This is a genomic window from Levilactobacillus brevis ATCC 14869 = DSM 20054, from assembly GCF_001433855.1.
Lineage (GTDB): Bacteria > Bacillota > Bacilli > Lactobacillales > Lactobacillaceae > Levilactobacillus > Levilactobacillus brevis.
The window spans coordinates 150,395-162,017 of the sequence record NZ_AZCP01000004.1 but is presented as its reverse complement, the minus strand read 5'-3'; the positions used below and the strand labels follow the sequence as shown (position 1 = coordinate 162,017).

The following is an 11,623-nucleotide window of genomic DNA, read 5'->3' as shown; positions in this document are numbered from 1 at the left end:
TTCTAATTGAGCAAGCCTAGCCGTTTAAAAATCTCATCCACGCGACGCAAGTGATAATGATAATCAAACGCATCATCAATTTGAGCCGGTGTTAGACGGGCCGTAATCTCGGTATTGGCTTCCACCAGTGGCCGGAATTGCCGTTGTTCATCCCACGCTTGAGCTGTCAATGGCTGCACCAAATCATAAGCCGCTTCCCGACTCAATCCGCTTTCAATCAACTTCAATAACAGGCGTTGACTATAAATCAGGCCATAGGTCCGATTCATGTTAGCTTTCATCGTCTCAGGAAAGACATCTAGATTGGTCAAAATCCGATTAAAGCGACTGAGCATGTAATCCAGTAGCGTCGTACTTTCTGGTAAGATCATCCGTTCAGCCGATGAATGCGAAATGTCGCGTTCATGCCAAAGGCTGACATTTTCATACGCCGTCACGACCGTGCCCCGTAAGACCCGCGCCAACCCGGTAACATTTTCCGAGCCAATCGGATTACGTTTATGAGGCATCGCCGATGAGCCCTTTTGTCCGGGATTGAAATGCTCTTCAACTTCATGAATTTCAGAACGCTGAAGGCTACGAATCTCCGTCGCAAATTCTTCAATACTCGTTCCAATTAAGGCTAAGGTTGCCACGTAGTCCGCATGCAAGTCTCGTGGCAGCACTTGACTAGCAATGGGCTGGGCACTGATTCCCAGTTGCTCACAGACCGCCGCTTCAACTTCCGGTGGTACATTCGCAAACGTCCCCACGGCCCCACTGATTTTCCCGGTTTCCACACCAGCGGCTGCCCGATCAAATCGCTCTAAATTCCGTTGCATCTCGGCATACCACCGAGCAATTTTCAAACCAAAAGTCGTGGGTTCCGCTTGAACGCCATGGGTGCGACCAATCATGACCGTCTCTTTATAGGTTAGTGCCAGATTTTTAAGTGTCGCAATTAGCGTCACGATATCTGCTCGTAAAACGGCATTAGCCTGCTTTAAACGATACCCTTGTGCCGTATCAACGACATCCGTACTCGTCACGCCGAAGTGAATCCACTTTCGTTCAGCACCTAAAGATTCAGAAACATTCCGCGTAAAAGCTACCATATCATGGTGCGTTACGGCCTCAATCTCCGCAATCCGTTCAACATCAAACCGCGCATTTGCCCGAATCTTCTGGGCATCGGCAACTGGAACCTCTCCCAACTTTGCCCACGCCTCGTCAATAGCAATCTCAACTGCCAACCAGGACGCGTATTGATTTTCTAATGACCAAATCTGACCCATCTCTGGTCGCGTATACCGTTCCAACATCACGATTTCCTCCTAATTATGCATTAAAAAACGAACATTAATGGTTATTTATCATGATTATCCGGTAAATATCATAACATAGAACATCCCACAATTGCTATTAATATCGGTGTAAGTTTCCGGTTTTATTTGTTTCTATCCGCAATTATCAGAACTTTAAGACGCCTAATTCAAAAAATAGTTCGCTTTTAGGTTGATTTTTAATTCCGAACTTGGTACACTAATTCTTGCTGGGTGTTCGGCTCAGTAATAATAAACGATGAGGTGTTTGCAATGTCATCAACAGTAGTAGTTGGTAGTCAATGGGGCGATGAAGGAAAAGGAAAGATCACGGATTTTCTAAGTGAGAAGGCTGATGTCATTGCCCGCTACCAAGGCGGTGACAACGCGGGCCACACCATTGTCTTCAATGGTCAAACGTTCAAATTACGCTTAATTCCATCCGGTATCTTTTATGCCGACAAAACCAGTGTTATCGGTAACGGGGTCGTCTTGAATCCGCAATCGCTGATTGAAGAACTCACCTACCTCCACGATAATGGCGTTGCCACGGATAATTTACGGATTTCTGACCGTGCTCACGTTATCTTGCCATACCATATCTTATTGGACCAAGCGCAAGAAAAGGCTAAGGCCAGCAAGATTGGCACCACCAATAAAGGAATCGGCCCTGCTTACATGGATAAGGCCGAACGAATTGGCATTCGGGTAGCGGATCTCTTGGACCACGATATCTTTGCGGAAAAGCTACACCAAAACCTGATTGAAAAAAACAAGGTGCTCACCAAACTATATGATGAAGAACCACTAAACTATGACGATATTTTTGAAACTTACTACGCTTTAGGGCAACAGCTCAAGGGCTACGTGACTGATACATCCGTTGTCATCAATGACGCGTTAGATGCCGGCAAAAATGTTCTTTTCGAAGGGGCCCAAGGGGTCATGTTGGATATTGACCACGGAACGTATCCCTTCGTCACGTCCTCAAACCCCGTTGCTGGTGGCGTAACCATTGGTTCTGGCGTCGGACCAACTAAGATCGACCACGTTGTCGGTGTCTGCAAAGCCTATACTTCTCGGGTTGGCGATGGTCCATTCCCAACTGAACTCTTTGACGAAATTGGCGATACTATCCGCGAAACGGGTCACGAATACGGGACGGTTACTAAACGACCACGTCGGATCGGTTGGTTCGATAGCGTGGTTCTCCGGCATGCTAAGCGGGTATCTGGCTTGACGACCCTATCACTCAACTGTTTAGATGTCTTAACCGGCCTCAAAACAGTTAAGATCTGCAAGGCTTACCAGCTAAACGGTGAGACCATTTACCATTACCCTGCTAGCCTAGTGGACCTTGACGCATGTCAGCCCGTTTATGAGGAACTTCCGGGGTGGGACGAAGACATCACCCACTGCCGGTCAGTCGCCGAATTACCAGCTAATGCCCAAACCTACGTTAAGCGGCTGGCAGAATTGGTCGGTGTGGAAATTGCCACCCTATCTGTCGGACCCGACCGTGAACAAACGAATATTTTACAAGATGTCTGGAACGCCTAAACTTTAATGAAAGAGTGATTGCTCATGCACCCTGCTGAAGTATTTGATTATGAAGATATTCAACTCGTTCCCAACAAATGTATCATTGATAGCCGCAGTGAAGCCGATACCAGTATTGAATTCGGCCCCCGGCACTTTAAGATCCCCGTGGTTCCCGCTAACATGGAAACCGTCATCAATGAACCATTAGCGATCTGGTTAGCTGAACACGATTATTTCTACGTTATGCATCGTTTTCAGCCCAAGGATCGCCGGGGCTTCATTGAACGGATGCAAGCCAAGTCACTCTTTGCGTCCATTAGTGTGGGCGTCAAACCCGAAGAAGTTGCCTTCATCGATGAACTGGCTACGGCCGGCTTAACGCCTGAATACATCACGATTGACATTGCCCACGGTCACAGCGACGCCGTAATTCGGATGATTCACCATATTAAGCAGCAATTACCGAATAGCTTTGTAATTGCCGGCAATGTGGGCACACCGGAAGCCGTTCGTGAATTGGAAAATGCCGGCGCCGATGCCACTAAGGTCGGGATTGGCCCCGGTAAAGCTTGCATTACCAAGCTTAAAACTGGATTCGGTACCGGGGGGTGGCAGTTAGCGGCCGTGCGCTTGTGCGCCAAGGCTGCCCGGAAACCGATTGTCGCTGATGGCGGGATTCGCTACAACGGCGACATTGCCAAGTCCATTCGCTTCGGTGCCAACATGGTCATGATTGGCTCCATGTTAGCTGGTCACGAACAGTCACCCGGTAGTCTACTAACGATTGACGGTCGGACTTTCAAACAATACTGGGGGTCCGCTTCTGAAAAACAAAAGGGCGCCTACCGCAACGTTGAAGGTAAGCAAATGTTGGTACCTTACCGTGGGGACATCGACCAGACGCTCACCGCGATGGAAGAGGATTTACAATCTGCCATTTCCTATGCCGGTGGCCGCAATCTGCTGGACATTCGCACGGTGGATTACGTCATTGTTAAAAGCTCCATTCTAAATGGCGATAATTATTGATATCAAAAAGCACAGTCTAACGGAACTAGCCGTTTTGACTGTGCTTTTTGATACTATCAGATTATTCAACCGTGTTTTGTAGCGTCCACGTAACCTCGCCCGTATATTGGCCAGGAGTCGCATCACTTCTCGTTTGCAGTAAGAGTCCCTGATTAGCCGTCCAGTCGCTAGTCACATCTGTCTTGATATTACTTCCCGTATTGACATGGGTAAGAACGGCTTGCCCTGCACTACTCAACGTCAGTGTCTGATTATCACTCACGTAAATTAAGTTGCCTGCCAAATCCTTGCCTGTCTGATCGGTTAGGGGCGTGGTACTAACCAGCAACTGCCACTCCGCTCCCTTACGTCGGGTATCTGAAATCTGAATATCAAGATTACCGTTGCGCTGGTACGCCATTGTTTGTCCCGTGAGTTCGCCACTAAATATGGCATCCCCACTGACCTGAGTAAACTGTAGACTACCAACCGTTAAGATCACAGTTGCTTCATTCGACGTCACCCCATCCGCGTCAGACGCTGATAAGGCCAATGTATTCGCGCCGTTATTTAACTTAGCCGCAGGTACAGTTATGGTGAAGGCCCCATCACTACCATTTCCCGTCAACTTCGTATCCGCTAAGGCTGTACCGTTAAGCGTGGCGTGAACCGTTAACTCATTGTTCACCAACGTCTTATTAGCCGCACTAATGATCCCTGTCACCTTCGCATCCTGCCCACTACTAACACCTTGACTATCACTTGTTGGCGTTAATTTCAGGTCAGCCTGCTTAATCTCAAAGTTATTGGTCGTGGCCTGCACTACTGCTTGGGTGCCCCGAAATTGACTAGTTGCATTATCCACAGAAGTTGTTTCATTATTTGCCGTCCCCGTTAGTGTCAGCACCGCCTGATGGTTTCCTTCATTGAGTGCGTGTCCCAATTTATGAGACAGTTCCTGACCGGATAAACCGGATAGGTCGACCGTTTCACTCGCTCCGGTAGTGTAATCAATCTTCGCCGACTGGTAGGTTAGTCCCGTTGGCAAGTCAAGATCCGCGACAATATCTTCCCAATCGGTGCTACCGCTCTTATAGTCTAATTGATACGCCAATTTTACGTGATCATTACCATTAATGGTGTCTCCCGCATTAATTGGTTTATTTTTCGTTACATCGGTCATGGTCACTGTAGCATCAGCATTCACGAGGTCCGGAATCTTTTCAAAAGCGACCAAGTTAGGTTCCCAGTAATATCCCGTTGAGCTCGTAAATCCCCACCGCAGCTTACCCGTACTTGACTTAAATTTGGTCGGATCTAAGGTAACCGTTGCTGATTGGCCAGTCTGCGACACTCCGGTATCCGGATTTTTATCATTGAAAGTGTACGTCATGGCCTTGGTTGTGTGATTATAATGAATCGTCAAATGATGCCAATTACCATCAGCCAGATAACGGAAATCGGACCCCTGAAGTACCCCCTTATGATTTAACGTCGCATAATATCTAGTTTTCGGAAAAAAGATCGCCCCATTTGATTTCTTTTGCATCGTGTAACTACCAGCGTCCCCCGGATAATTAGAGGCAATATGGGGATTGGCTAACGTGCCACCACTGGTGTCTGCATCAAAAGAACTGGCCTGTCCCGTTCCATCAAAAGTCGTCGTATTATTCAAGTACGTATCAAACTCCAGCGCCCAACTGTTAGGAATTGCCTTGCCCGACACTGTTGCTGGTAGGTTATTGGTTCCAGCTGTATCGACACCCCAAACACCCAGCGTCTCACCGGCACTAACGGTCCCATAATCTGGCGTTACAGACGTACTCCCATTTTGTAAAACAAAGGCCATGCCATCGCCGGCACTATTGGCCGTCGCCGTTGTTCCGCCCTTGGTACCAAAGTATAACCACATTGACGCCGTTTGGTCTGCGTTCAAATTAAAGTCAAAATCATCATTCGACCAAATAGAGGCACTTTGATCACCGCCATCTGTTAGCTTCACGACCTCGGTATTGACGGCCGAACCACCCGTGGGCGCCATCACTTTTACTTGTTTAGCCGAATTAGTTCCTATAGTAAAATACTTGGATAGCGGTAACCCTTGGGGCACCTTAGCCAGTCCCTTAGCTAGACCACCATCTGTATCAACCGCATACGCTGGCTGTGGTTTCAACATCAGCCAACCACTGACCAAGATAACAGTTATCATCATTAACATGTATAAACGTCTTCTGTTTTTCTTAAAAGTCACGTTATTTCCCCTTTTCTAACGCGTAAGTCAATTTTGCTGTTCGGCTGTAGGCCGCGGTATTAAGCCAATCATACGGTGTTTGCTTTCCCCACAGAGTTTGGCTATTTTACTATCTCAACTTTATGCATTCAATATTATAGCAGGGTCGACTAAGACTGTCCATATTTTTAAATCAGTGCAATCATTTTTTAGGATTATTACTTAATCCACCAAATTACCGTCCATCGCTTTCTTACTTAACGACAAAAAGGACTGTCGCCAGCCGCGACAGTCCTTTTGCCTTAATCTTACCTATTTAATTAGTTTTTCCATCAGCTGCGACAGCTTGTGCTAGCCGCCGATTTCCCTTACGTAATTCATAGATCGTCCAGACTAGCAGCGCAATAATCGCTGCATTCAGAACCCAGGCAATCACGTCGGCGGTCATTGTTTCACTAGCCGTGATCCCATCGCCGTAAAAACCTTGAATCGAGGCTGGCATGTTATACAAGTTCAACCCGGTCAAAGTCAAGACGGAAAGCCACCCGAGCCACTTCACCCAAGCCGAATTCTTAAACCGCTCGCCCATTTCCAACTTGCTATCCGTCATCATCAATAACGGTAGCATCGAGAATGGCAACGCGAAGGCTAAGAAGACTTGCGAGTTATTCATCAAATCATTTAACGCGGTATGTTCATCAATCGCACTCTTACCACTGGTCATCATGACACAGATCAAGACGGGAATAACCGAGATTAATCGCGTAACCAACCGCCGTAACCAAAGTGGCATCCGCATGTGAACAAAACCTTCCATGATAACTTGACCCGTCAACGTTCCAGTAATCGTGGAATTTTGACCCGAAGCTAATAGAGCGACCGCAAACAAGGTTGATAAGGCTCCCGTCTTAGCAACGCCGGCCAACACCCCATTACTCATGGTATTGGTATCAGATAGGGCCTGGAATAAGCCGAAGAACGATGGATCTTTAACCGCACCACTCTTGAAGACGGCCACTCCCATGATTAATAGCAAGGCGTTAACAAAGAAGGCCAAAGTCAACTGAATGTTAGAATCCCAGCTGGAGAACCGAACCGTCCGGGCAACGTCTTCCTCATCATCATGATTGATTTGCCGCGTCTGCGAGATTGCCGAATGCAAATATAAATTATGTGGCATTACCGTGGCCCCGATAATCCCAAGTGCCCCAGTAATTGGCGTTTGACCACCGATTTGAGGAGTTGAGGCAATCGTCTTCGGGCTCGGAATCAAGCCGGCAAAAACACCACCCCAATCAGGATTAGACAAAGCAACTTGGTAAGCAAAGACGACCAAAATAACTAAAATCAAGCAGACCACAATGGCTTCAATCTTACGGAAACCAATCTTCGTTAGCAACAATAATAGCAAGACATCAAATACTGTAATGAAAACCGCAATCACTAACGGAATATGGAATAGCAGATACAGCGCAATCGCTGCCCCAATGACTTCGGCAATATCCGTCGCCATAATCGCAAACTCTGTCATAATCCATAACACAATCCCCAATGATTTACTGGTTCGGGCACGGATGGCCTGGGCCAAGTCCATTTGACTCACGATCCCAAGTTTAGCCGCCATGTATTGTAATAACATCGCGATCAAACTTGAAATCAAGATAATGGACATTAGTAAGTACTGGAAATTCTGGCCTCCAGTAATTGACGTGGACCAGTTACCTGGGTCCATATACCCCACCGCTACCAGGGCACCCGGACCGGAATACATAAACAACGCTTTCCAGAAGCTGATATTTTTGGGAACTGCCACACTACCGTTAATCTCCTCCAACGAACGCCCGTTGGCATAGGAGATTAATTTGTGTTTCTTTTGAACATTATCACTCAATTTTAAGACTCCCTTCCTTAAATCCATGACCCATTGTACATTAAAATTTATGATTTTAAAATACTTTTTAGGCATACAAAAGTTTATTTAGCCATTATTTAAGCAAAAAAATTGCTTCCAAAAATTTTTATCATCTGACTATAACTCAGTAATATCAAGGACTTAGGCAGCTAATGAAATTTAAATATTAAAGTTCTGTGTCCCTTAATATTTTTTGCAAAAAATCGAATTTATCCCACTATGGCCGAACAATTTTATTTAAGAAGACGGATTTTGCTTGACTTGTTTCGTTAGGAGTGAGAAATTAAAAAAGAAGACGGTTTAACTTGCAGCGATTGTCTAAACCGCCTGAAGCTTGGTCTGCCAAGTAAGTGCACGTCCCAGCTTCTATACGAAAGGAGTGTCTCCATCTATGACTGAAAAGAAGATTTTTACCAAAATCCTCGTGGGGGTCGATGACTCGGCTGATTCACAGTTGGCCTTCAAGTATGCGATTAAGCGGGCCCGCTTAGAAGACGCGGAACTCTACATTGTTTCCGTTTTGGAAAGCGATGACCGCAGTGTCTATGAAGCCCTGAGTAAGGACTTTATTCACGGTGAACGTGCCCAATTAGTCGAACACGTCAACGAATACGTCCAACAGGCGCATGAAGCAGGCGTTGAGAACGTCTTCCCCGTTATTGCCGAGGGCGATCCTGGTAAGGAGATCGTGAACACGGTCATTCCAAGTATCAAACCCGAAGTCCTCATTGTCGGCTCGCTGGCCAAAAAAGGACCCAAAAAGTATCTGGGAAGTCAGGCCGCTTACATGGCGAAGTACGCGCCAATTTCCGTTCTCGTCGTCCGTTAGGCTAAAAGCCCCACCAAACCAGCGCTCCCGTTAGCGACGGTTTGGTGGGGCTTTTAACATCATTAGCTCTGGGGGGAGTGACCACCATGTTAAATCACCATACATATCTTAAAATCATTGCTGAATGTAATTTTGCCCGACCACGGGTGAGTAACAAACAGATTATAGCCTTCGCTAACGTCTCGCCAGCCACCGTCACCGAGATGACGCGCCAACTTCAAAAGTGTGGCCTGGTTAATCGTCACCGCTACACCGGCGTGACGCTAACCGACCAAGGCCGAGAATTAGCGACGCGCTTGCTTTATAAATACCGCCTCTGTGAGGTCTTCTTAGCCCAGCACTTGCACCTACCTTTAAGCCAAATTCCCGAACAGGCGTGGCAAATGGCTGACACTTTGGAACCACCAACTGTAACCGCCCTAGCGACCTTTCTGGACCATCCTCAGCAAAGTCCTTTTGGCGGGGATATGACGACTGATCTACTCAATGACGCTACCGTCATGCCCCTTAGCCAGCTAAGTGATCGCACCCCAACCAAGCTGGTCAGCTATTTAGAAACGCCCAGTCTGGTGGCTTATTTTCAACACTGTCACCTCACAATTAACCAGCCTCTTTGGTTGCTTCGTCGCGATGAAGACCTGAATTTTCTCTACTTGGAAACCACGGCCCACGAAGAAATAATCGTCAACTTATCAGCAGCCGATTACCTATATGTTCAAAAAAAGCCAACCAATTAATGCGGTTGGCTTTTCTATTACGGCAAATAACCGAACAAATGGCTGATTAAGCCACTGTCCCAAAAAACATAGAGGCCGATCAACACATAACACAGTTTCATCAGCTGCTCACCGCGCTGCGCCATGAGTGTCTCCACCGCTGGAACCTGAGCCACGCCTTTAACCAGCAGGACGGCCCCCACCGTTAATAGACTAATAAATCCCAATGCAAGCATAAAATGTGGCAACGTTTCACCTACCAACACCGGCAAGAAGATTGCTAGATTGCAGCCCGAACAAACGGAAAGGTACGTGACCAGAACGCTCCACACTGGCGACTGACTGGTTTTATGCCCATCTTCATCGTCTTCATCATGGAAGGCCATATAGATCGGCAGGAAACCCAAAATCCCCAGTAACCATTCTGGCAAAACTAGTAGCAGTGCCTTGCCAAGCAGGTAGCTTAAAATCAGCAAGACCCAATTTCCCAGCAGGTACCCCCACATAACTTTGATCACTGGATACCGTCTGAGTAAGAAGATCAGCATGAAAAAGAAATCCAAGTTAACGCTTAAAAACGTTAATAATAAAATACCATAGTGCACCGTTATCACTTCCTTATCAGGTCAATACATATATTATATGTCACATGTGTTATATATAAAAGAAAAACTTCCTAATTGGCAAACATGGTCGTACCGTAACTGGCGATGTATTCAAAATTGGCGTTCAAAAAAGAGGGGGGCAAAAGGTGGCTAATGCTCGCCAGCTGCCTTTTGGCGCACGTTTCGGCACTCAATATTTGGCAACGCAAAAAGAGCCCGAGACTTTTGTCCCCGACCCTTCTCATATTCGTATCAATACTGATTGGGCTTCTTGTAGCTTTAGATACCGCGTCCATTCTCATCCGAGATCTTCGTGACACGGTAGCTGGCCACAATCCCCAGTAAGTCCCGTCGTTGTCGGGTTAACGTTATCTCAATTCCGGAGTTGTCGCCCTTAAGGTTGGCCAAATAAATGTGCTGGTGATTGCTCATGGTTAATTCTTCGCTTATGGAAATAGCCTGACCCCGTTTTAACTCAGCGGACAACCGATCAGATGTGGTTAGTTCCCTTAGCCGGTTACGCTGGATAGCCCGGTTAACTGACTTCTCGGCTGTCTGGGATGGTAAATAGTCCTCAAAATAGGCATTAGCACTTCCCAGCAATAACAACCCAATAATTACCGCGAAATTAACGGACCGTGCTGGTTTAGAGAAAAAATTAACCAGCAATTCATAGCTCGACCGGCGCTGCCAGAGCCAAACGCCGCCAGCTACCAATCCATACACCACAAACGTCATGAAGTAGGCTAGAACAACCACGACTAACGTACTGGCTATGCTGACTTTAGCAATCCCGGTAGCGGTATCGTTCATCGTAGTTTGCGATGTCATGACCGCCTCGCCAACGATGACAACGCCTAAGAAAAACAAGCTCAAACATCGCTGATAGATTATCATTAACATTCGTTTCACACGCTATCCCCCCGCTCCACAAGGCCACACCGGGATGACTTACCGTCGATCCTGCCATAACCGATAGGCCAACACGAATACACCACAGAATAATAAAAAGAGACGCGTAATAAAATCAATTCCCCAGCGGACTAGCCAGCTCTCTTTGCCCTGCGCATCACCGATTCTGGTGACACCAAACATGCCCGTATTGGCATAGCTTGAACCGAGTCGCATCGATTCTTGTTCCGCATTCTTTCGTGGCTGATTGAGCTGTCCCTCAAAATCCCGCGAGTTCTCAATATGGTGCCGCGTCACCAAATAAATGGCCGGAAAGATGACGACATAGCTCACAATCAGGTAAATATTCCACCAACTCAATTGGAACCGTAATGCCTGTTGCGCCACATCATAATTGCTAATTAACATAATCAAAATAAATGGAACCAATCCTTTTAAATACAACTTGGCAATCTGCATGCCATTCATCTCCCTAAGCTTAAAGTTACCTACATGTTATGCATACATCATTTATTTCTCTAAGAGTTTAAGACCCCAGCATGATTGAGCTTATAAGACCTCTACCAAA

10 protein-coding genes are annotated in these 11,623 nt (G+C 46.7%); 4 read left to right on the top strand and 6 right to left on the bottom strand.

The annotated features are described in order from the left end of the window. Positions 1-2: 2 nt before the first annotated feature. Positions 3-1,301 carry an adenylosuccinate lyase gene (purB, locus tag FC61_RS08715; RefSeq protein WP_021742037.1) on the bottom strand — a complete coding sequence of 433 codons (1,299 nt, stop codon included), beginning with the start codon at positions 1,299-1,301 and terminating at the stop codon, positions 3-5. Positions 1,302-1,574: 273 nt separating this feature from the next. On the opposite strand from purB, the gene FC61_RS08710 reads away from it, so the two are divergent. Continuing rightward, on the top strand, positions 1,575-2,861 hold the full coding sequence (locus FC61_RS08710; protein WP_011667021.1) for an adenylosuccinate synthase: 1,287 nt from the start codon (positions 1,575-1,577) through the stop codon (positions 2,859-2,861). A 24-nt stretch (positions 2,862-2,885) separates the two neighbouring features. After that, entirely contained in the window at positions 2,886-3,872 is a 987-nt protein-coding gene (locus FC61_RS08705; RefSeq protein ID WP_021742036.1) for a GMP reductase, read from the top strand. Positions 3,873-3,933: 61 nt separating this feature from the next. Here FC61_RS08705 and FC61_RS08700 read toward each other — a convergent pair whose 3' ends face one another. Both FC61_RS08700 and FC61_RS08695 read right to left on the bottom strand, forming a co-directional pair. Then, positions 3,934-6,069 (bottom strand): lectin-like domain-containing protein, encoded by a 2,136-nt coding sequence (locus FC61_RS08700; RefSeq protein WP_021742035.1) that lies wholly within the window; start codon positions 6,067-6,069, stop codon positions 3,934-3,936. Between the two features lie 328 nt (positions 6,070-6,397). Beyond that, entirely contained in the window at positions 6,398-7,999 is a 1,602-nt protein-coding gene (locus FC61_RS08695; RefSeq protein WP_096109580.1) for an Nramp family divalent metal transporter, read from the bottom strand. 385 nt (positions 8,000-8,384) lie between these two features. On the opposite strand from FC61_RS08695, the gene FC61_RS08690 reads away from it, so the two are divergent. Further along, positions 8,385-8,822 (top strand): universal stress protein, encoded by a 438-nt coding sequence (locus tag FC61_RS08690; RefSeq protein WP_021742033.1) that lies wholly within the window; start codon positions 8,385-8,387, stop codon positions 8,820-8,822. An 86-nt stretch (positions 8,823-8,908) separates the two neighbouring features. After that, the gene (locus tag FC61_RS08685; RefSeq protein WP_011667017.1) at positions 8,909-9,559 is read left to right on the top strand and encodes a metal-dependent transcriptional regulator; all 651 of its coding nucleotides are present in this window, start codon (positions 8,909-8,911) and stop codon (positions 9,557-9,559) included. 17 nt (positions 9,560-9,576) lie between these two features. Here the strand turns inward: FC61_RS08685 and FC61_RS08680 are convergent, their stop codons facing one another. From FC61_RS08680 to FC61_RS08670, 3 genes are all read right to left on the bottom strand, one after another. Further along, positions 9,577-10,143, bottom strand: a complete 567-nt coding sequence (locus FC61_RS08680) for a cadmium resistance transporter (protein ID WP_024525882.1) — start codon at positions 10,141-10,143, stop codon at positions 9,577-9,579. A gap of 279 nt (positions 10,144-10,422) precedes the next feature. Further along, complete coding sequence (locus tag FC61_RS08675; RefSeq protein WP_021742031.1) at positions 10,423-11,046, bottom strand: hypothetical protein; 624 nt, start codon at positions 11,044-11,046, stop codon at positions 10,423-10,425. 48 nt (positions 11,047-11,094) lie between these two features. Further along, positions 11,095-11,514: a hypothetical protein gene (locus FC61_RS08670; RefSeq protein WP_035464751.1), complete on the bottom strand. Its 420-nt coding sequence runs from the start codon at positions 11,512-11,514 to the stop codon at positions 11,095-11,097. Between the last annotated feature and the right edge of the window lie 109 nt (positions 11,515-11,623).

Coding starts and splice junctions, on each gene's coding strand:
- purB (WP_021742037.1), bottom strand. CDS start 1,301: ATGTTGGAACGGTATACGCGACCAGAGATGGGTCAGATTTGGTCATTA.
- FC61_RS08710 (WP_011667021.1), top strand. CDS start 1,575: ATGTCATCAACAGTAGTAGTTGGTAGTCAATGGGGCGATGAAGGAAAA.
- FC61_RS08705 (WP_021742036.1), top strand. CDS start 2,886: ATGCACCCTGCTGAAGTATTTGATTATGAAGATATTCAACTCGTTCCC.
- FC61_RS08700 (WP_021742035.1), bottom strand. CDS start 6,069: ATGTTAATGATGATAACTGTTATCTTGGTCAGTGGTTGGCTGATGTTG.
- FC61_RS08695 (WP_096109580.1), bottom strand. CDS start 7,999: ATGGATTTAAGGAAGGGAGTCTTAAAATTGAGTGATAATGTTCAAAAG.
- FC61_RS08690 (WP_021742033.1), top strand. CDS start 8,385: ATGACTGAAAAGAAGATTTTTACCAAAATCCTCGTGGGGGTCGATGAC.
- FC61_RS08685 (WP_011667017.1), top strand. CDS start 8,909: ATGTTAAATCACCATACATATCTTAAAATCATTGCTGAATGTAATTTT.
- FC61_RS08675 (WP_021742031.1), bottom strand. CDS start 11,046: ATGTTAATGATAATCTATCAGCGATGTTTGAGCTTGTTTTTCTTAGGC.
- FC61_RS08670 (WP_035464751.1), bottom strand. CDS start 11,514: ATGCAGATTGCCAAGTTGTATTTAAAAGGATTGGTTCCATTTATTTTG.